The organism is Pontibacillus chungwhensis (assembly GCF_030166655.1).
GTDB lineage: Bacteria > Bacillota > Bacilli > Bacillales > BH030062 > Pontibacillus.
This window is the reverse complement of record NZ_CP126446.1, coordinates 3,297,221-3,316,421: the sequence shown is the minus strand read 5'-3', so window position 1 is coordinate 3,316,421 and position 19,201 is coordinate 3,297,221. Positions and strand designations below refer to the sequence as shown.

The following is a 19,201-nucleotide window of genomic DNA, read 5'->3' as shown; positions in this document are numbered from 1 at the left end:
ACCTTTTTTTATGCGTTTGCGTAATGTTGCATGACTTTAGGCACATAGGCCTTTGTTTCTTCAAAAGGAGGAATGCCGCCATACCGATCCACATTCCCAGGCCCCGCGTTATAAGCTGCGAGTGCTAGTTCCGTATCCTCGTCGTAACGATCAAGCATTTGTCGAAGATACTTGGCCCCACCTTGGATGTTCTGCTGTGGGTCAAAAGCATTTTGAATGCCCAATCCTTTCGCTGTCGAAGGCATAAGTTGCATTAACCCTTGTGCCCCGGCCTGACTCTGTGCAGTTGGGTTATAGTTAGATTCTTGTTTAATAACGGCATGAAGTAGCTTTGGATCTAGATTATATTGCTTTGATGCCTCATCAATATAAGATTGATAGTTTTCCGAGCTCCCTTTAATAGGGAGAGAGCTATAGGGTGCGGAAGCCATGGGAGGAGGCCCGCTCACTTTTTCAGTTGAAGGCATTATAGCCGAAGACTTAGACATCTCACTCTCGAGTAATTGAGTAAATAGTGATGAAGTCGAAAAAGTAGAGGAGGACCCACTACCTAGCGTCCGGATGGCTTGCAACTGGGCGAATTGTTGCCACATTTTTATGTTCAAAGAACCACCTCTTGCATGTATATTGGTATCTCTATTATAAAGGATTTTTAGAAGTATGTGGAAAATAATTTGAGGTTGAATGAAAATAGAGCTATCCCAAAGATTACGGTCATTTGAGATAGCCCTGTGGCTCCAAACTAGGAGGGGGCGTTCGACGTTGGCACAGGAAGTGGCGGTATTAGTTGAACTTCCACTTGGTCTATGGCCTGCCTGCGCTTTTCTGGTGTCCAGCTCCAGCTCCTAGCCCCTAGCGTCATAAGCAAGCTGACTGCAGTCCGCTGCGCGAACTTTCGTCAGCTTGCTTATGCGTACGGGGCTAAACAGTCGCCTGCGCTTTTCTAGTTATAAGGCAATTGATTCGTATATCCACTAAATTGTTGATAGGTTTGTTGCATTTTTTGTTGGTCGGCGGCTTCGATGCTGTACCAGCCGTTTTTGAACATGAGGTTGTATAGGTTTCTTTGGCAGTCTTGGGATTCGTTGAAGATGGTTGAGACGTCTTGGTAAAGGTGGTCGCAACTTGCTTCGTTCATGGCTGTGCAGTAAGAATCCGTCATGTATTTTTCTGTTGCTAACATATCGTTGATAAAGTCACGTTCATTCATTTGAGCATTTTTTGGAACAGATGTTTCAGGGTTTTGTACTTTTTGGCTTGGTTGTTGGTTCATGACTTTGGTCCTCCTTTCTAGTTTAAAGGCTGGTTGTTTTGGGTTGGGGCTGGGTTTTCGTTTAGGTGCTTCAAAAGCGTTTCATAGTGACGTTGGTGCATTTGTCCAGCTTGGTCCAGCGCTGCTTTTAGTTCAGGATTTTGGCAGAATCCTGCGAAAAAGTGAGCTTTCTTAGAAGCCATCAGGTTCCATGAAAGCATGTCAGAAATATAAAGTTGATCCTTGGTGCTCACCATTGTTGGCGGTTGAGGCATAATGTTCATTTGATTTTGTGCGTTGGTTTGGTTTTGTTGCATAAGTGGTACCTCCTTACATAAGACATATTTTTCAAACTTAGATTTCCACAGTTTTAAAGTCTTATCCATGAATTCTGGGATATCTATAGATGCACATGTCAGAATTGGGCGAAAATTATACACGATTTAAATTTTGAATGGTAAAATAGAAGTAGGCATAAAGTGTAACGACTTCATGAGTTTGAATAGGTAGGAGGTCATCATGTGGAACAGGTATTGCGTAATTTCTTTTTGTTCCTTTCTAAAAATAAAGCATTTACGAAAATGGCTAGAAAATACGGTCTCAGATTCGGAGCAGCTCGTTTCGTAGCCGGGGAGACGATGAGTAATACGGCAAAAGTAATTCAAGAGTTAAACGCTAAAGGGATGGACGTTACCATCGATCATCTTGGAGAATTTGTAGACAACGAGGCAGAAGCCAAGCAGCGAACGGAGGAATGTATTGAAGCTATTCGAGTCATTTCAGAGCAACAATTGCATTCTCAGCTGTCTTTGAAAATGACTTCAATGGGGCTCGATGTGTCTGAAGAATTAGTGCTTAAAAATATGCGCAGGATCCTGGATGCGGGTAAGGAATACAATGTTTTTGTCACAATTGACATGGAGGATTACGAACGGTGTGGGAAGACGCTTGAAATCTTTAAACAATTAAAATCCGAGTATGATGGAATCGGTACTGTTCTGCAAGCTTATTTGTATAGAACGGTTGAGGATATCGAAGAATTGAATGCTTATAATCCGAATTTGCGATTAGTAAAGGGAGCTTATAAGGAATCCCCGAAAGTTGCTTTTCCTGCGAAGCAAGATGTGGATCTTAACTTTAAGAAGATTATTAAGATGCATATGTTAAACGGAAATTATACGGCAGTGGCTACACATGATGATCAAATGATTGAATACACGAAACATATTGAAAAAGAATACAATATCCCAAGAGACCAGTTCGAGTTCCAAATGTTGTATGGAATCCGTACGGAGAGACAGGAAGAGCTTGTAGCTGAAGGGTATCGAATGAGAGTCTATGTCCCTTATGGAGACGATTGGTATGGTTATTTCATGAGACGCTTAGCAGAGAGGCCTGCTAACGTTGCCTTTGTCGTAAAAGGTGTCATTGGGAAATAACTTAAGAAAGGACCGGTTTTGAAAGACCGGTCCAAAGCTTTGTAAAAGAATAGAAAATTGTCTGCAAAAAGGATTGCGAAATGTCTGAAAATAATTTATAGTAAAAGTAGAATTAGATCGAATGAGGATCTATTTATTTTTTCGCCGTAAAATGAATGAGTATTCATTCAAATGATAGGGGGAGCTGAAATGAATCGAACAATCAGGCGTGCAGCTGTATTAGGCTCGGGTGTAATGGGAGCTGGTATTGCTGCTCACTTGGCAAACGTAGGAATATCAACCATTATGCTCGATATTGTACCTCGGGAGCTGACAGCGAAAGAGGCGAATGCAGGGCTTACATTAGAAGATCGACAAGTACGAAATCGAATCAGTCAAGCTGGCAAACAAGGACTATTAAAGCAAAAGCCATCTCCTTTAACGAGTAAAAACAATTTAGATCTTATAGAGGTGGGGAACCTTGAGGATGATCTAGAACGTTTAGGTGAAGTTGACTGGATTATTGAAGTTGTAGTTGAGAATTTAGAAGTGAAACAAAAGGTATTTGCTTCTGTTGACGAGTACCGTAAACAAGGAGCAATTGTAAGTTCAAATACATCAGGGATATCTGTTGAGGCTATGGCTGAAGGTCGTTCAGAAGATTTCCAGAAACATTTCCTCGGCACTCATTTCTTTAACCCGCCTCGTTACTTGAAACTATTAGAGGTCATTCCTACCAAGAATACGGATTCAGATGTGCTTCAATTCATGAAGTCATTTGGTGAAGATGTATTAGGGAAAGGTGTGGTTGAAGCAAAAGATACGCCTAACTTTATTGCAAACCGAATCGGCACATATGGACTGCTTGTTACAGTAAGAGAAATGATGAGCGGTGGATATAGTGTAGGGGAAGTGGATTCTGTTACCGGACCGATGATCGGCCGTCCAAAAAGCGCTACGTTCCGCACGCTTGATGTGGTTGGCCTTGATACTTTCCTTCATGTCGCAAAGAACGTGTACGACAAAGTAGAAGGTGAAGAAAAGGATGTATTTGATCCTCCTGCCTTTATGAAAACAATGCAAGAAAAAGGGTGGATCGGAGCGAAAGCAGGCCAAGGATTTTTCGTGAAGAAAAAAGGGGAAAAAGGTAGCGTTATTTATGAATTAAACCCTGAAACCCTAGAATATGAAGATCGCAAGAAATTAAAGACAAAAGCAACTGAAATGGTAAAGCAAGAGAAAGGCCCTAAACGAAAGTTGAAAGCACTTGTTTCAGCCAAAGGTGATCGTGCAGGAGACTTGGTATGGAACGTTGTGAAGCCTGTTTTAATTTACTCTGCTCAACTGGCTGGTGAAATTGCTGATGACCTCCCTAGTATTGATGATGCCATGAAGTGGGGATTCGGCTGGGAACTAGGCCCATTTGAAATGTGGGATGCCATTGGTGTTGAGAAGTCCGTGGCTCGCATGAAAGAAGAAGGAGAAGAAGTTCCTCAATGGGTGGAAGAGATGCTCGCTAAAGGCATTTCATCATTCTATAAGAAAGAAAATGGAAACGTTTACTTTTACCATAATGGGGAGTACAAACAACAATCCTTTAATGATAAAGAAATTCACCTGAAACGTCATAAAGAAGTTCATGGCGTCATTAAGAGCAATAAAGGAGCTAGTTTAATTGATATTGGAGATGATGTTGCTTTACTTGAGTTCCACTCCCAGAGTAACGCAATTGGTTTAGATATTATCCAAATGATTAACTATGCTGTAGAAGAAGTGGGTCGAAATTATAAAGGTCTTGTGATTGGAAACCAGGCAAAGAATTTCTGCGTTGGTGCTAATCTAGGCATGATTTTAATGGAGGCACAGGATTATAACTTCATTGAAATTGAAATGGTTGTGAAGCAATTCCAGCAGGCTATGATGAATATTAAGTATTCAGACAAACCTGTTGTTGCTGCGCCATTTGGCATGACACTTGGTGGAGGAACAGAGGTTACGTTACCAGCAAGTGCCGTTCAAGCATCACAAGAAACCTATATGGGGCTTGTTGAACCAGGAGTTGGTCTCATACCTGGTGGTGGTGGAAACAAAGAACTTTACATTAAGCATTTGCGAGGCATCCCGAAATCAGTTGATTTTGACTTGCAAAAAGTCGCAAACGAAGTGTTCGAAAAGATCGCTACTGCCAAAGTCTCTACATCGGGAGAAGAGGCAAAAGATCTTGGTTTCTTAGATCAACGAGATGCCATTAGCGTGAATGGAGATCACCTAATCCATGATGCAAAACAAAAGGTTCTAGGTCTTGCCAAGGCAGGCTATAAAGCACCGAAACGTGAGAAAATCCCTGTAGTGGGCGAGGCAGGTTATGCAACGATGCTACTTGGAGCTAAAACGATGGGCTTTGGTGGATACGCCTCAGAACACGATATCAAAATTGCTCAAAAGCTCGCTTATGTGTTGGCTGGAGGCCAAGTCGCTCAAGGGACGCTTGTTGATGAACAGTACTTATTAGATTTGGAAAGAGAAGCATTCTTAAGTTTAGTTGGGGAACCGAAATCTCAGCAACGAATGCAACAAATGTTAGTTAAAGGAAAACCACTACGCAACTAAACAGATAGGGGGAAGTATTGTGAAGGAAGCTGTAATCGTTGCAGGTGCCAGGACGCCTGTTGGAAAAGCTAAAAAAGGAACGCTTGCAAATACGCGTCCAGATGATCTTGCCGCTCTGACCATTCAAGAGACATTAAGGCGGGCAGAAGGGTATGACGGTAATATCGATGACGTTATTATCGGCTGTGCCATACCGGAAGCGGAGCAGGGCACAAATATGGCCCGAAATATTGCCGGATTAGCAGGTTTACCGAATGATGTACCTGGTATAACCATTAATCGTTACTGCTCAAGCGGACTTCAAAGCATAGCTTATGCATCTGAACGTATTATGTTAGGACATAGCGATTCAATCATTGCTGGTGGTGCAGAGTCTATGAGTCTAGTACCTGTCCCTGGGCATGTGGTAAAGCCTAACGTAAAACTTGTTGAGAATGCGCCAGGTTACTACATGGGCATGGGATACACGGCAGAAGAAGTTGCGAAGCGCTTTGGTATAACACGAGAAGAGCAGGATGCATTTGCGGTGAGGAGTCATGAACGGGCTGCTCGTGCCATTAAAGAAGGAAAATTTGAAGACGAAATTGTACCAGTCGATGTTATGCACCGCTTTGTAGGGGCTGATAACAAACAGCACGAAAAGCAATTAACGTTTAGTGTGGATGAAGGCGTCAGAAGCGGCACGAATATGGAAGCACTCGCTAAACTGCGACCTGCCTTTTCAGTAGGTGGTTCCGTAACAGCGGGGAACTCGTCTCAAATGAGTGATGGAGCAGCATCTGTATTAGTCATGGAAAGAGGAAAAGCAGAAGCAGAAGGCTTAACACCTCTTGTTAAATTCCGTTCATTCGCCGTTGCTGGTGTAGAACCAGAAATTATGGGTGTAGGGCCTGTGAAAGCCATTCCAAAAGCGTTAAAGCTTGCTGGTTTGAGCCAATCAGATATTGGACTATTTGAGTTAAACGAAGCATTCGCATCACAGTCTATACAAGTCATTCGTGAACTTGGACTTGATGAAGAAAAAGTAAATGTTAACGGTGGAGCCATTGCTTTAGGTCATCCACTTGGGTGTTCAGGTACTAAACTGACTTTAAGCTTGATTCATGAAATGAAGCGTCGAAATGAACAGTTTGGTGTTGTCACAATGTGTATCGGTGGCGGAATGGGTGCTGCCGGAGTCTTTGAACTTATATAAGGGGGAAACCATAATGAGTGAAACAAAGGAAAGAGTATTTAAAGGTGGAAGCTTTTTAGTTGAAGATTTACAGGCAGAAGATATTATTACGCCAGAAGACTTTACAGATGAGCATAAAATGATTGCTAAGACTGCAGAGGATTTTGTTTTAGGTGAAGTGGTTCCAAAGATTGAGAACCTTGAAAATCATGAATTTGAGCATTCTGTTGCCTTACTTAAGAAAGCGGGAGAACTAGGCTTACTAGGAGTAGATGTACCAGAAGAATATGGTGGTCTTAACCTTGATAAGATTAGTTCATCTCTTATTACTGAGAAATTCTCAAGAGCTGGTGGCTTCTCCGTTACACACGGTGCTCACGTAGGTATTGGTTCACTTCCGATCGTATTCTTTGGTAATGAAGAACAAAAGAAAAAGTACCTTCCTCTCCTTGCTACAGGTGAAAAAATTGCTGCCTACGCTCTAACTGAACCAGGCTCTGGATCGGATGCATTAGGAGCGAAAACGACAGCTAAATTAAATGAAGCGGGTACGCACTATGTGTTAAATGGAGAGAAACAGTGGATTACAAACTCAGCGTTCGCTGATGTATTCGTTGTTTACGCGAAAATCGATGGAGATAAATTCACAGCCTTTATCGTAGAACGAGACTATGGTGGCGTTTCTACAGGACCTGAAGAGAAGAAAATGGGGATTAAGAGTTCCAGTACTCGTACCCTGATCTTAGAAGATGCAGAAGTTCCAGTCGAAAATGTTTTAGGCGAAATTGGTCGAGGTCATGTGATTGCCTTTAACATTCTAAATGTTGGGCGTTATAAGCTAGCTATTGGTGGTGTTGGTAGTTCAAAACGCGCTCTTGAACTTGCCGTTAAATACGCGAATGAAAGAAAGCAGTTCAAAACGCCAATCTCTAGCTTCCCGCTTACACAGGAAAAGCTAGGCACCATGGCTGCTAATACGTATGCAAACGAAAGTGCGGTTTATCGAACTGTAGGTCTCTTTGAACAGCGAATGGGTAAACTAACTGATGAGCAATTGAAGGACGGAAAAGCAATCGCTGAAGCGATTGCTGAGTATGCAATTGAGTGTTCGTTAACGAAGGTATTTGGTACTGAACTGCTGGATTACGTTACGGATGAAGCGGTTCAAATCCATGGCGGATATGGATTTATGGCTGAATATGAGGTTGAGAGAATGTATCGTGACTCTCGAATTAACCGAATTTTCGAGGGTACAAATGAAATCAACCGCATGATCGTTCCAGGTACACTATTGAAGAAAGCTATGAAAGGTGAACTACCTCTTCTTCAAAAAGCTCAAACGTTACAAGAAGAGCTTATGATGATGATGCCAGAAGAGCCAGGTACAGAAACATTAGAACAAGAGAAATACTTGTTAAAGAACGCTAAGAAAATAGGCCTCTTAGCAGCAGGATTAGCAGCTCAGAAATTCGGTGAGAAACTTGAGCAAGAACAAGAACTTCTTGTTAACATCGCAGATATTGTAGGGGAGATCTACAATATGGAATCAGCAATCTTACGTACAGAGAAAGCTATTCAATCAAGCGGTGAAGAGAAAAACATGCAAAAGTTAGCTATGACTCAAGTTTATACACAAGAATCATTCAATCGCATTGAAGCACATGCGAAAGAAACGCTAATTGCAAGCGAAGAAGGAGATTCCCTGCGCATGATGCTATCAGCCCTTCGCAAACTAACGCGTCACACACCAACAAACGTTATCAAGAAAAAACGTGAAGTTGCAGCTAAAGTAATTCAAGAAGAGAAATACGTCCTATAATTGACCAACCCAAAACCCTCCCATTTGTTTGATCAAATGGGAGGGTTTGTTTTTCATATAAGCTTACTTAGCATAGGACTTGAAGCTGTGCTTTGTTAATTTGGATGAGGTCATAGCCTCTTAGCAATGGAATATGTCAATTGTGCATGTTTTTGTTAATCCCTATTTGGCAGAAGTGGTTCGGAAAATTGCGAGACTCCTGCGGCATGAGGAAGCTGTCTTGTCCGTACGGTCCTAGGCGCCACGCTTGCACATAATTTTACCCTATGGATTTGTTGTCTAATAATTAGGAAGCTACGGTAAAATATGATAAAATAATGGCACATATTATAAAAAAGGAGGTCCTTCTATGGCGTTAACGGTTTACTGGTACCCACAATGTGGTACGTGTAAAAAAGCGAAGAAATGGTTGGATGACCAAAACATCTCTTACGAAACGATACATATAGTTGAACATCCACCATCTGAAGATCAGCTAAAAACGTTAATTGAACAAAGTGGCTTACCAGCAAAGAAGTTTTTCAATACGAGTGGCAAGAAATATCGTGAACTCGGCATGAAGGACAAACTTCAAGATGCGACTGAAGCCGATATGAGATCTTGGCTAGCATATGATGGTATGTTGATCAAGCGGCCCATAGTTACAGATGGAAATCAAGTAACAGTTGGGTTTAAAGAAGAAACGTTTGAAAATACTTGGAAGTCTTGATGAAGTAAAACATCTGGCTCTTTGAGCCATGTTTAATACATTTAAAATGTAAAAGTAAAATGGAGGGTTATGAATGAGCGTACCAAAAGAGTTGTATTATTCAGAAGAACACGAATGGGTGAAAGTAGAAGGAGACAAAGTACGTATTGGTATTACAGACCATGCACAATCAGAACTAGGTGATATCGTATTCGTTGAACTACCTGAAGTAGGAGATACAATTGAAGCAGATGAACCTTTTGGTAGCGTTGAATCTGTAAAAACCGTTTCCGAACTTTATGCGCCGATCTCTGGTAAAGTTGTAGGCATCAATGGTGAGCTTGACGATAGTCCTGAGTTTGTAAACGAAGCGCCATATGATAAAGCTTGGATGGTTATTGTAGAACCATCTGACCAGTCGCAAATTGAGAAATTAATGTCAGCTGATAAATATCAAGAAATGATTGCTGAAGACTAATATTGGCATCATACTATCCTCAATCGTAGGACACCTTAAGCACAAGGGGTGAACTAAGATGGAGAATAATCGTCAGTCTTCCGCACCACGAACTCGGTCTGCAACAGTACCGGGAGCGAAGGTTACGAACACCACTAAGCACAAGCAACAGAAGCAATCGTGGAGAGGGACAAGTGATCCTTCTCGCGTTGATAAGTATGTAGATTGTGATGAAGAAAACGGTTGGTGTTAAGGGAAATGGCAGTGGGGCTCCACTGCCATTTCTTTATCTATATGTTCATCATCAGGAATTTTATTTATATCAATAGCGGCCTATTTTTTATTATTTTTGCGGTGAAGTGAGAATTTATAATCCAAATCACATATAGTAATAAGAAACACTTACGTTGGAAAAAAGACAGGTGGTTGCGATGAACGAAATCAGTGCACTTGAAAAAGTGATTATCGTAGAGGGCAAAACTGATAAACAGCAGATTCAAAAAGTAATTAATGAAGATGTTGAGATTATATGCACAAATGGAACATTAGGGGTAGAGCGGCTAGAACAGCTTATTTTGGACTATGACCTGGATCATAAAGACGTCTTTATACTAGTTGATGAAGACCATTCAGGTCACAAGTTACGAAAGCAACTCTCTTTCGAACTTCCTCATGCTGAGCATATTTATATAGATCGTTCATTTAGAGAAGTGGCTGCTACTCCAGAAGCAGAGTTAGCTTCAGCTTTAGTAAGCAGAAGTATATCGGTTGATCCTATTTTTTTAACATAGTTAGGTGGTTTTCTTTGCAAACAGTATCTGACCAACCTTTAAACCAGTTCACTCAAAGTGAAAATGATGTTGATTTTCTTTTTATTCATAGCCCCTTTTGTGGGACTTGTCATTTGGCAAGAAAGATGTTGGAGACAGTAGAGGCGATAAAAGAAGTCCCTCTCAGTGAATTGAATGCAGCCGTTCACCCAGATTTTATGTGGGAATACCAAATAGAAAGTGTCCCATGTCTTTTAATACTTCGCAAAGGAACGACGCTCGAGAAATTGTATGCATTTCACTCAGTGCCTTATCTCTATGAAAAAATGAATTATTATCAGCTATAATAAGAGGCTGTCCAATAGGACAGCCTCTTCTGTATGTCTGCAGTTATTGGCGAAAGATGATTTCCCGAGAAATAATTAGGCGAATCGTGTCTGTAGCTTCTGTAGAACTACAGTAATGTACCAATGGTTTTCATGACTTCCATTACGTCTGCTTTATCTCCAAAGGTTGCTTCAATCATCCCTTGCTGATTAATAACTACAGTTGTAGGGACGCCTGTACATCCGTAAAGGTCATAAATTTCACGTCCTCGATCAATCAAGGTAGGTTGAGACAGAAATTTATTAGCAAACGCAATACCTTCTTCAGCGTTTCTTTCTCTTCCGGTTACATTAATCGTCATCATTTTGACTTCATTTCGATTTAAGGACTGATAAAAGTGTTCTTTCTTTGGAAGGTCTCTTGAACAGTCTGGACACCACGAAGTAAAAAAAGTTAGAACGATTACTTTACCTAAATCTTGTTCCAACTCATATTGACTACCATCTGTAGCTGGAAGTGTGAAGTGAGGTGCTCTCATGTTGCTTGCCTCCTTAACCTATAAATATTGACTCATTAACTACCACCATGCTAACATATATCCTAACTTTATATCGATTTCAGATCTTATCTGGAGAGGTGGAGGGACTGGCCCTTTGAAACCCGGCAACCATCCTGTTTTTTAGGAACGGTGCTAATTCCTGCGAAGCGAAAGCTTTGGGTGATAAGAGAGTTGACGTGATTTGCGTTTCCCTCTCTTTGGGAAACGTTTTTTTATATTTATGTAGTAGAAAGTGATTATTGTGTAGGTTGACGCTCGCGTAAAGAGTTTAGTGGGTAAATTCTGAATGAAACGAATTGAGTGAAAGTTTTATATTGACTGAATGTTAAAGCGCATGCTAGAATTCTTTCTAGACTTAAAAGAGTTAAAGCGTTAATTGAATAAAGGATTTTACTCTTATCACGAGAGGTGGAGGGACTGGCCCTTTGAAGCCCGGCAACCATCAAACTTTGTTTGAAAGGTGCCAAATCCTGCTAAGCATAGCTTAGACAGATGAGAGGACGAATCGGTTTAGATAAACCTTTCTGTCCTCGTGTGGGATAGGAAGGTTTTTTTATTAGGGACCCATATTTGAAGAGGGTAGGGTCTGGGCGTTATTGCTTTTGAAAAGGAGGAACAACCGTGATCTCAATCAAGAATTTACAGAAAGTTTTCAAATCTGGTACAAACCAAGTTCAAGCGGTTGATGATGTGAATTTGAACATCGAAAAAGGAGAAATTTACGGAGTAATCGGATATAGCGGTGCTGGTAAAAGTACTTTTATTCGCTTGCTTAACCGACTAGAGGATCCAACAAGCGGTGAGATTGTAATAGACGGGGAAGACATAGCCAACCTTAGAGCAGGACAGTTACGGAAAGCAAGGCAGGAAATTGGAATGGTATTTCAGCACTTTAACCTTCTTTGGTCTCGCACTGTCAGAGAGAATATTGCTTTTCCTTTAGAAATAGCAGGTACACCAAAACAGGAGCGTCAAGAGCGTGTAGATGAGTTGATTAAACTCGTCGGTTTAACAGGAAGAGAAGATGCTTATCCTTCACAACTAAGCGGGGGTCAAAAGCAACGTGTCGGTATTGCCAGGGCGCTGGCTAACAGGCCAAAAGTTCTCTTATGTGATGAAGCAACCTCTGCCTTAGATCCTGAGACAACGGATCAAATCTTAGATCTGTTAGTAAACATTAACGAACAGTTAGATTTAACGATTATCCTCATTACTCATGAAATGCACGTTATTCGTAAAATTTCACATAGGGTCGCGGTCATGGAAGAAGGAAAGGTTGTGGAAGAAGGGGATGTATTAGACGTCTTCCTTCATCCTAAAGAGAAAGTTACGAAACGCTTCGTAGAGCAAATAATGGGTGACCAGGAGCAAGATGACACCATGGAAACGATGCTAGCTGAGTATCAAACTGGGCAAGTCGTTCGTTTGCACTTTGTGGGTGAGAAAACCAATCAGGCTCTCATTAGTGAAGTATCGAGGGAGTTTCCTTCCGTAAGCTTTAATATCTTGCAAGGGAAGATCACTCAGACTAAAAAGGGTGCTTATGGAACTCTGTTTGTTCACATCGATGGAACAGATGAAGATATCAAGAAAGCCATCCAGTATATATCAGAAACGTCTGTCGAAGTTGAGGTGAATCATAATGTTTCATGAGTTATTTCCAAACGCTAATATAGAAGATCTTGTCACTGCTACGAAAGAAACCTTATATATGACTGCTCTCTCAGTAGTAGGGACCTTTATATTAGGACTGCTACTTGGTCTTCTGCTTTACTTAACATCAAAGCAGAACATATGGGCAAATAAACCATTGAACTTTATCGTCGCTACGATTGTAAACGTGTTTCGAGCGATTCCGTTCATTATATTAATTTTACTCTTATTCCCTTTCACTGAGTTTTTAATTGGGACAATTAGAGGGCCGAATGCGGCGCTTCCAGCTTTAATTATTGGTGCAGCTCCTTTCTACGGTCGTCTCGTAGAAATAGCTCTTAAAGAAGTAGATAAGGGAGTGATCGAAGCTGCTAAATCGATGGGAGCTAAGACATCGACGATTATATTTAAAGTGTTGCTTCCGGAATCGATGCCAGCCCTTGTTTCGGGGATTACGGTAACATCTATTAATTTAATTAGCTATTCAGCCATGGCCGGAGTTATTGGAGCCGGTGGCCTTGGAGACCTGGCTTACCTTAAAGGGTTCCAGCGCTGGGATTTCGATGTTGTCTTCTTAGCAACGATATTAATTGTCATTATTGTATTCCTATTCCAATTTGTTGGAGATTTTATATCAAATAAATTAGATAAACGATAAAAAGGAGAGAAAAAGAATGAAGAAGTTTTTAACGTTATTCCTTAGTGCTTTATTTATTTTCGCACTTGCAGCTTGTGGATCAGCTGAAGAGGACTCAAGTAGCAATGGCTCAGAAGATTCTGGCTCAGAAGATTTGGAAAAAGTGGTTATTGGTGCTTCAAGTACACCGCACGCAGAAATCTTAGAGAAAGCTAAGCCGATTTTAAAAGATAAGGGAATTGACCTTCAGATCGATACCTATACGGAATATATCCTTCCGAATAAAGATTTGGCTAGTGGGGCAATTGATGCGAACTATTTCCAACACACGCCTTATTTAAAAGAACAGAAAGAAGAATTTGACTACGATTTCACAAGCCTTGGACCTGTTCACAATGAACCAATGGGCGTATATTCAAAGAACATTACGGATATAGATGAGATTCCAGAAGGCACTGAAGTGATTATGCGTCGTTCTGAATCTGAGCATGGTCGTATTCTTTCATTATTCGAAAAGCAGGGTCTAATTACGTTGAAGGAAGGCGTAGAGAAGAAATCAGCTAAAATTGATGATATTGCAGAAAACCCTAAAAATCTGAAATTCAGTCCCGATGTTGATGCCGGTCTTCTACCGCAGAACTATGAGAGAGAAGAAGATGCACTTGTAGCCATTAATACAAACTATGCAATCGAAGCAGGTTTAAACCCGACTGAAGATTCCTTGTTTATTGAAGGGGACGACTCCCCATACGCGAACCTTCTTGTGACTAGAACAGAAAACAAAGATAGTGAAGCTTTACAAACTGTTTTAGAAGTTCTTCAATCAGAAGAAATTCGTACATTCATTAAAGAAGAATATAATGGAGCTATTGTACCTGTGAAATAATTAAAACCATCTACTCCCTCCTTGGATAGAATGTAAACTCATCGCTCATAATAGTGGTAGTTACTTTTATCCTGGGAGGGATTTTTTATGGAACAACATCAAGCACAGAACTCAACGGAAAAAGCGTTACTTACGTACAAGCATGGTATGGGATTATTCCAAAAAGAAATGCCAGACTTGGCTCATCATTTTAGTGAATTTTCGGAGGCTTGCTTTAAAGAAGGCAAGATCTCAAAAAAAGATAAACAATTGATGGCTTTAGCTATTGCAGTTGTAGCTCAAGATGAATATTGCATGATCTATCATTCTAAGGGTTGTCTTGATAATGGAGCCACAAAAGAAGAGATGATGGAAGCGTGCGGTGTGGCAGCAGCTTTTGGAGGAGGAGCAGCTTTAAGTCAAGCTGTAACTCTGGTAAATGAGAGTATTCAGGAACTGCATTAATATCTGAAAATTGCATAAATGAGAGTAAGTAAGAGCAATTTCGATGTATTTTAGGGTACGAAAAGGTATCGCTTTTAGGTTTTGTAAATTGTCAAACCACCCTTTAAATCGCGTTTATATGGACTTTGTTCTGGGAATAAGGTTTATGCTAAACTAAATTGGAAAACAATTGAAGGGATGGATTCACTATTAGTGACCAATTGAACTTAAACTACACAAGTGAGATGGAAAAGGCGATGCATCAGTCTCACGGAATAGGCTATCAAGAGTATAGTCGCCGAATCGACCAACGTTTAAAGGTAGAGCAGCGTAGGGAAGCAGAGTACCAAGCAAGTCGGCAAATTGTAGCAGAAGTTGATCGGCAAATCCATCGATAAATATTGTTTATAAAAGGCTTTACTTATAAATTGTAGCAGGCGAACGTTTTCGCCTGTTTATTTTTTTTGGCCTAAGTGTAGCATTTTAGCTAAATCAGCCAGGGGCAGGTGGTTTTCAATCTGATGGTTTTGTTGTTACTATATTATATAGGAAGTTTATAGGCGAAAATCACGTTTTAAACCCCTCATAAGTTTCCACTACCTTGATAGGGATAACTTATAATACCGCGTGGTAAAAAGTTGATATTACTTTCGAAATGATTTAAAATTATAATGAGAATAGATTGAGAATCGATACATTTTTCGTATCCTTAATTTACGATAGTTAGAAACCATATTGGAGGTATCAAAATGGCAGGATCAACACTAGAAATTAAAGATCTTCATGTAGAAATTGAAGGTAAACAAATCTTAAAGGGTGTAAACCTTACAATAAATGGTGGCGAATTCCATGCTGTCATGGGTCCAAACGGAACAGGTAAATCCACGCTTGCATCTGCAGTCATGGGTCATCCTAAGTACGAGATCACGGGTGGAAGCATTCACCTAGACGGCAAAGACGTACTAGAAATGGAAGTAGACGAGCGTGCTCAAGCTGGCCTTTTCTTAGCTATGCAGTACCCAAGTGAAATTAGTGGTGTAACAAACTCTGATTTCCTTCGTTCTTCTATTAATGCTCGCCGTGAGGAAGGCGACGAAATCAACCTTATGAAGTTCATCAAAGAAATGGACGGAAATATGGATGAACTTGAAATGGATAAAAACATGGCACAGCGTTACCTGAATGAAGGTTTCTCTGGCGGTGAGAAGAAACGTAATGAGATTCTTCAGCTTATGATGCTTAAGCCAGCTATCGCAATCCTTGATGAGATTGACTCTGGTCTTGATATCGACGCACTTAAAGTGGTTTCTAAAGGTATTAACAAAATGCGTGATGAAGCATTCGGTTGCCTAATCATTACTCACTATCAGCGTCTGTTAGACTACATCACACCAGATAAAGTACACGTAATGATGCAAGGTCGCGTAGTGAAATCAGGTGGTCCTGAATTAGCTAAGCGACTAGAAGAAGAAGGCTATGACTGGATCAAGCAAGAACTAGGCATTGAAGACGAAACAGTAGGTCAAGAAGCGTAATCAGTTAGGAGGGATATCATGACTGTTGAAACACAACAACTTCCATTCGATAAACAATATGTCAGCCAATTTTCAGAGAAACGAAATGAACCTAAATGGATGACAGACCTTCGTGTAAACGCGTTGGAACAAGCTGATACGCTCCCAATGCCGAAGCCTGATAAAACGAAAATTGATAAATGGAACTTTTCTCGTTTTAAACATGAGGCACAAGGTCAAACGATTTCTTCACTAGAAGAATTACCGCAAAAGATTCAAAGTTTCCTTGATGTAGAGAAGAAAGAGCAGAACCTTGTGATTCAGCGTAACCATACGGTGGCTTACTCTTCTTTATCTCAGGATTTAAAAGATAAAGGTGTCGTGTTCACGGACATCTTCACTGCATTATCGGAACACAGTGAGCTTGTTCAAAAGTATTACATGACAGATGGTGTTATGGTAGATGAGAATCGCCTTACAGCGCTGCATGCAGCACTTATGAACGGCGGGGTATTTGTTTATGTACCTAAAAATGTTGTAATTGAAGAACCAATTCAGTCTATTTTCTGGCAAGAAGATGATGAGGCGGCGCTTTATAACCATATCCTTGTGGTAGCTGAAGAAGGAAGTTCCCTAACGTATGTTGAGAACTATATCAGCGATAATGAAGCACAAGAAACGGTAGCCAATATCGTTACAGAAGTCATTGCAAAAGGAAATTCTAAGGTTTCCTTCGGTGCAGTTGATAACTTTGCAAAAGGTACAACAACTTATGTGAACCGTCGTGGTGTAGCTGAACGTGATGCTCAGATTCAGTGGGCGCTTGGTCAGATGAACGATGGGAACACCGTATCTGAAAACGTTACGTATTTAATGGGCGATGGCGCTCATGCTAATGCGAAGACGGTAACAGTGGGCCGAGGAGAACAAAAGCAGAACTTCACTGCGAAAATCGTTCACTATGGCAAAGACACAGATGGGTATATCCTTCAGCACGGCGTTATGAAAGAAAGTGCTAGCTCAATCTTTAACGGAATCGGTAAGATTGAAAATGGCGCTTCTAAATCGAACGCAGAACAAGAATCTCGTGTTCTTATGCTAAGTGATAAGGCTCGTGGTGATGCAAACCCAATCCTTCTTATCGAAGAAGATGATGTAACAGCAGGTCACGCAGCATCTGTTGGTCGCGTTGATCCAGTACAGCTTTACTATCTAATGAGTCGTGGTATTCCACAACATGAAGCAGAACGTCTTGTTATTCACGGTTTCCTTGCACCTGTTGTAAACCAACTTCCAATCGAAGCGGTGAAGAATCAACTACGTGATGTGATTGAAAGGAAAGTATACTAATGGATATTAACCAGGTTCGTAAGCAGTTCCCGATCTTAGATCAGGAAGTAAACGGACATCCATTGGTTTATTTAGATAGTGCAGCAACATCCCAAAAGCCTCAATCAGTGATTGAGGCAGTGGATGAGTACTATCGAGGCTACAACTCTAACGTACACCGAGGTGTTCACACTCTTGGTACGCGAGCTACAGATGGTTACGAGGGTGCCCGAGAAAAGGTTCGTAAATTTATTAATGCAAACAGTACGGAAGAAGTGATCTTCACTCGAGGAACAACGACTTCCATTAACACGGTTGCTTATAGTTACGGACGAAATAACCTCCAAGAGGGTGATGAAATTGTCATCACTCCGATGGAGCATCATAGTAATATCATTCCTTGGCAACAAACAGCAAAGGCTACTGGAGCTACTCTTAAGTACATTCCTCTTCAGGAAGATGGAACGATTTCTCTAGAAGATGTAAAAGAGACGATTACAGCTAATACGAAGATCGTAGCCATGATGCATGTATCAAATGTGCTTGGTACGATTAACCCTATTAAAGAGATCGCGGAAATTGCACATGAAAATGGAGCAGTTATGTTGGTGGATGGAGCTCAAAGTGCACCGCATATGCGTATTGATGTGCAAGAATTAGATTGCGATTTCTTCGCCTTTTCTGGTCATAAGATGGGAGGCCCAACAGGCATTGGTGTACTTTATGGGAAGAAATCTCTTCTTCAAGACATGGAACCTGTTGAGTTTGGTGGCGAAATGATCGATTTCGTAGGACTGTATGATTCTACGTGGAAAGAGCTTCCTTGGAAGTTTGAAGGGGGTACACCGATAATTGCAGGAGCAATTGGATTAGGTGCTTCCATTGATTTCTTAGAAGAAGTGGGACTTGATGAAATTGAAGCCCATGAGAAGCGGTTAGCTCAATACGCTATGGATCGACTGCAAACCATTGAAGGTGTTACCATTTATGGACCAGAAGATCGTGCTGGGCTGATTACATTTAATTTAGATGATGTTCACCCACATGATGTTGCTACTGTATTGGATGCGGAAGGCATTGCCGTACGTGCTGGGCACCACTGTGCTCAACCGTTAATGAAATGGTTAAATGTCTCAGCGACAGCTCGTGCTAGCTTCTATGTATACAATACAGAGGAAGACATCGATGCATTTGTCGATGGATTACAAAAGACAAAGGAGTTTTTCGGAGATGTCTTTTAATAATCTCGACCAATTATACAGACAAGTGATTATGGACCACTACAAGAATCCTCGTAATAAGGGAGCTCTTGAAGGGGACCATTTAACTGTAGATATGAATAACCCTACTTGCGGTGATCGCATTCAGCTACAGCTGCAAGTAGAGGATGGCATTGTTCAAGAAGCGAAGTTTGACGGTGAAGGTTGTTCGATCTCTATGTCTTCAGCTTCAATGATGACCCAAGCCATTAAAGGCAAAAGCGTTGATGAAGCTGTAAAGATGTCTCACGTTTTCTCTGATATTATGCAAGGGAAAGAAATTAGTGAAGACATGGAAGATGAGTTAGGTGACATTCAAGCGTTACAAGGCGTTTCTAAATTCCCTGCACGTATTAAATGTGCAACCTTAGCGTGGAAAGCAATGGAAAAAGGTGTAGACGAAAAGGAATAAGTTTTTGTGATATA

The 19,201-nt window shown here is 40.9% G+C and carries 22 protein-coding genes and 2 riboswitches; of the genes, 18 read left to right on the top strand and 4 right to left on the bottom strand.

Annotated elements, in window-relative coordinates:
• Positions 1-8 precede the first annotated feature (8 nt).
• The 3 genes from QNI29_RS17175 to QNI29_RS17165 all read right to left on the bottom strand — a co-directional run bounded on the left by QNI29_RS17175 (position 9) and on the right by QNI29_RS17165 (position 1,569).
• Positions 9-605 carry a lytic transglycosylase domain-containing protein gene (locus QNI29_RS17175; RefSeq protein WP_231418918.1) on the bottom strand — a complete coding sequence of 199 codons (597 nt, stop codon included), beginning with the start codon at positions 603-605 and terminating at the stop codon, positions 9-11.
• A gap of 338 nt (positions 606-943) precedes the next feature.
• Positions 944-1,273 carry a spore coat protein gene (locus tag QNI29_RS17170; protein ID WP_231418917.1) on the bottom strand — a complete coding sequence of 110 codons (330 nt, stop codon included), beginning with the start codon at positions 1,271-1,273 and terminating at the stop codon, positions 944-946.
• A 17-nt stretch (positions 1,274-1,290) separates the two neighbouring features.
• The gene (locus QNI29_RS17165; protein ID WP_231418916.1) at positions 1,291-1,569 is read right to left on the bottom strand and encodes a hypothetical protein; all 279 of its coding nucleotides are present in this window, start codon (positions 1,567-1,569) and stop codon (positions 1,291-1,293) included.
• A 204-nt stretch (positions 1,570-1,773) separates the two neighbouring features.
• Here QNI29_RS17165 and QNI29_RS17160 point away from each other — a divergent pair, with 204 nt between their 5' ends.
• From QNI29_RS17160 to QNI29_RS17120, 9 genes are all read left to right on the top strand, one after another.
• On the top strand, positions 1,774-2,691 hold the full coding sequence (locus QNI29_RS17160) for a proline dehydrogenase (RefSeq protein ID WP_284526575.1): 918 nt from the start codon (positions 1,774-1,776) through the stop codon (positions 2,689-2,691).
• 189 nt (positions 2,692-2,880) lie between these two features.
• Complete coding sequence (locus QNI29_RS17155; protein WP_231418915.1) at positions 2,881-5,280, top strand: 3-hydroxyacyl-CoA dehydrogenase/enoyl-CoA hydratase family protein; 2,400 nt, start codon at positions 2,881-2,883, stop codon at positions 5,278-5,280.
• Positions 5,281-5,299: 19 nt separating this feature from the next.
• The gene (locus QNI29_RS17150; protein ID WP_231418914.1) at positions 5,300-6,475 is read left to right on the top strand and encodes an acetyl-CoA C-acetyltransferase; all 1,176 of its coding nucleotides are present in this window, start codon (positions 5,300-5,302) and stop codon (positions 6,473-6,475) included.
• Positions 6,476-6,488: 13 nt separating this feature from the next.
• The gene (locus QNI29_RS17145; protein ID WP_231418913.1) at positions 6,489-8,273 is read left to right on the top strand and encodes an acyl-CoA dehydrogenase FadE; all 1,785 of its coding nucleotides are present in this window, start codon (positions 6,489-6,491) and stop codon (positions 8,271-8,273) included.
• A gap of 349 nt (positions 8,274-8,622) precedes the next feature.
• Positions 8,623-8,982 carry an arsenate reductase family protein gene (locus QNI29_RS17140; RefSeq protein WP_231418912.1) on the top strand — a complete coding sequence of 120 codons (360 nt, stop codon included), beginning with the start codon at positions 8,623-8,625 and terminating at the stop codon, positions 8,980-8,982.
• A 73-nt stretch (positions 8,983-9,055) separates the two neighbouring features.
• Positions 9,056-9,439: a glycine cleavage system protein GcvH gene (gcvH, locus tag QNI29_RS17135; protein ID WP_231418911.1), complete on the top strand. Its 384-nt coding sequence runs from the start codon at positions 9,056-9,058 to the stop codon at positions 9,437-9,439.
• Positions 9,440-9,497: 58 nt separating this feature from the next.
• Positions 9,498-9,671, top strand: coding sequence for a DUF2553 family protein (locus tag QNI29_RS17130; protein WP_231418910.1), 174 nt, complete (start codon positions 9,498-9,500; stop codon positions 9,669-9,671).
• Between the two features lie 178 nt (positions 9,672-9,849).
• The gene (locus QNI29_RS17125; RefSeq protein ID WP_231418909.1) at positions 9,850-10,209 is read left to right on the top strand and encodes a ribonuclease M5; all 360 of its coding nucleotides are present in this window, start codon (positions 9,850-9,852) and stop codon (positions 10,207-10,209) included.
• A gap of 14 nt (positions 10,210-10,223) precedes the next feature.
• A complete protein-coding gene (locus QNI29_RS17120; protein ID WP_231418908.1) occupies positions 10,224-10,535 on the top strand; it encodes a thioredoxin family protein in 312 nt (103 codons plus the stop codon).
• A gap of 107 nt (positions 10,536-10,642) precedes the next feature.
• On the opposite strand, the gene QNI29_RS17115 is transcribed toward QNI29_RS17120, so the two are convergent.
• Positions 10,643-11,053, bottom strand: coding sequence for a TlpA disulfide reductase family protein (locus QNI29_RS17115; RefSeq protein WP_231418907.1), 411 nt, complete (start codon positions 11,051-11,053; stop codon positions 10,643-10,645).
• Between the two features lie 83 nt (positions 11,054-11,136).
• Positions 11,137-11,243: riboswitch (SAM riboswitch) on the top strand.
• A 224-nt stretch (positions 11,244-11,467) separates the two neighbouring features.
• Positions 11,468-11,573: riboswitch (SAM riboswitch) on the top strand.
• A 122-nt stretch (positions 11,574-11,695) separates the two neighbouring features.
• Between QNI29_RS17115 and QNI29_RS17110 the strand changes: the two genes are divergently transcribed.
• The 9 genes from QNI29_RS17110 to sufU all read left to right on the top strand — a co-directional run bounded on the left by QNI29_RS17110 (position 11,696) and on the right by sufU (position 19,187).
• Positions 11,696-12,727: a methionine ABC transporter ATP-binding protein gene (locus tag QNI29_RS17110; protein ID WP_231418906.1), complete on the top strand. Its 1,032-nt coding sequence runs from the start codon at positions 11,696-11,698 to the stop codon at positions 12,725-12,727.
• Positions 12,717-13,385 carry a methionine ABC transporter permease gene (locus QNI29_RS17105; RefSeq protein ID WP_231418905.1) on the top strand — a complete coding sequence of 223 codons (669 nt, stop codon included), beginning with the start codon at positions 12,717-12,719 and terminating at the stop codon, positions 13,383-13,385. Before QNI29_RS17110 ends, QNI29_RS17105 begins: the two co-directional genes overlap by 11 nt.
• Positions 13,386-13,401: 16 nt before the next feature.
• Positions 13,402-14,250: a MetQ/NlpA family ABC transporter substrate-binding protein gene (locus QNI29_RS17100; RefSeq protein ID WP_231418904.1), complete on the top strand. Its 849-nt coding sequence runs from the start codon at positions 13,402-13,404 to the stop codon at positions 14,248-14,250.
• A gap of 87 nt (positions 14,251-14,337) precedes the next feature.
• Positions 14,338-14,694 (top strand): carboxymuconolactone decarboxylase family protein, encoded by a 357-nt coding sequence (locus tag QNI29_RS17095; protein WP_231418903.1) that lies wholly within the window; start codon positions 14,338-14,340, stop codon positions 14,692-14,694.
• A 200-nt stretch (positions 14,695-14,894) separates the two neighbouring features.
• Positions 14,895-15,071 (top strand): YuzK family famiily protein, encoded by a 177-nt coding sequence (locus QNI29_RS17090; RefSeq protein WP_231418902.1) that lies wholly within the window; start codon positions 14,895-14,897, stop codon positions 15,069-15,071.
• Positions 15,072-15,422: 351 nt separating this feature from the next.
• Complete coding sequence (gene sufC, locus QNI29_RS17085) at positions 15,423-16,208, top strand: Fe-S cluster assembly ATPase SufC (protein ID WP_231418901.1); 786 nt, start codon at positions 15,423-15,425, stop codon at positions 16,206-16,208.
• A gap of 18 nt (positions 16,209-16,226) precedes the next feature.
• Complete coding sequence (gene sufD, locus QNI29_RS17080; protein WP_231418900.1) at positions 16,227-17,537, top strand: Fe-S cluster assembly protein SufD; 1,311 nt, start codon at positions 16,227-16,229, stop codon at positions 17,535-17,537.
• Positions 17,537-18,757, top strand: a complete 1,221-nt coding sequence (locus tag QNI29_RS17075; RefSeq protein WP_231418899.1) for a cysteine desulfurase — start codon at positions 17,537-17,539, stop codon at positions 18,755-18,757. The genes sufD and QNI29_RS17075 overlap by 1 nt, the downstream gene beginning before the upstream one ends.
• A complete protein-coding gene (gene sufU, locus QNI29_RS17070) occupies positions 18,747-19,187 on the top strand; it encodes a Fe-S cluster assembly sulfur transfer protein SufU (RefSeq protein WP_231418898.1) in 441 nt (146 codons plus the stop codon). The genes QNI29_RS17075 and sufU overlap by 11 nt, the downstream gene beginning before the upstream one ends.
• The last annotated feature ends 14 nt before the right edge of the window (positions 19,188-19,201 follow it).

Bases quoted from the DNA above. Each gene is read 5' to 3' on its own strand.
- QNI29_RS17170 (WP_231418917.1), bottom strand. From the start codon at position 1,273: ATGAACCAACAACCAAGCCAAAAAGTACAAAACCCTGAAACATCTGTT.
- QNI29_RS17165 (WP_231418916.1), bottom strand. From the start codon at position 1,569: ATGCAACAAAACCAAACCAACGCACAAAATCAAATGAACATTATGCCT.
- QNI29_RS17155 (WP_231418915.1), top strand. From the start codon at position 2,881: ATGAATCGAACAATCAGGCGTGCAGCTGTATTAGGCTCGGGTGTAATG.
- QNI29_RS17145 (WP_231418913.1), top strand. From the start codon at position 6,489: ATGAGTGAAACAAAGGAAAGAGTATTTAAAGGTGGAAGCTTTTTAGTT.
- QNI29_RS17140 (WP_231418912.1), top strand. From the start codon at position 8,623: ATGGCGTTAACGGTTTACTGGTACCCACAATGTGGTACGTGTAAAAAA.
- gcvH (WP_231418911.1), top strand. From the start codon at position 9,056: ATGAGCGTACCAAAAGAGTTGTATTATTCAGAAGAACACGAATGGGTG.
- QNI29_RS17130 (WP_231418910.1), top strand. From the start codon at position 9,498: ATGGAGAATAATCGTCAGTCTTCCGCACCACGAACTCGGTCTGCAACA.
- QNI29_RS17125 (WP_231418909.1), top strand. From the start codon at position 9,850: ATGAACGAAATCAGTGCACTTGAAAAAGTGATTATCGTAGAGGGCAAA.
- QNI29_RS17115 (WP_231418907.1), bottom strand. From the start codon at position 11,053: ATGAGAGCACCTCACTTCACACTTCCAGCTACAGATGGTAGTCAATAT.
- QNI29_RS17105 (WP_231418905.1), top strand. From the start codon at position 12,717: ATGTTTCATGAGTTATTTCCAAACGCTAATATAGAAGATCTTGTCACT.
- QNI29_RS17100 (WP_231418904.1), top strand. From the start codon at position 13,402: ATGAAGAAGTTTTTAACGTTATTCCTTAGTGCTTTATTTATTTTCGCA.
- QNI29_RS17095 (WP_231418903.1), top strand. From the start codon at position 14,338: ATGGAACAACATCAAGCACAGAACTCAACGGAAAAAGCGTTACTTACG.
- sufC (WP_231418901.1), top strand. From the start codon at position 15,423: ATGGCAGGATCAACACTAGAAATTAAAGATCTTCATGTAGAAATTGAA.
- sufD (WP_231418900.1), top strand. From the start codon at position 16,227: ATGACTGTTGAAACACAACAACTTCCATTCGATAAACAATATGTCAGC.
- QNI29_RS17075 (WP_231418899.1), top strand. From the start codon at position 17,537: ATGGATATTAACCAGGTTCGTAAGCAGTTCCCGATCTTAGATCAGGAA.
- sufU (WP_231418898.1), top strand. From the start codon at position 18,747: ATGTCTTTTAATAATCTCGACCAATTATACAGACAAGTGATTATGGAC.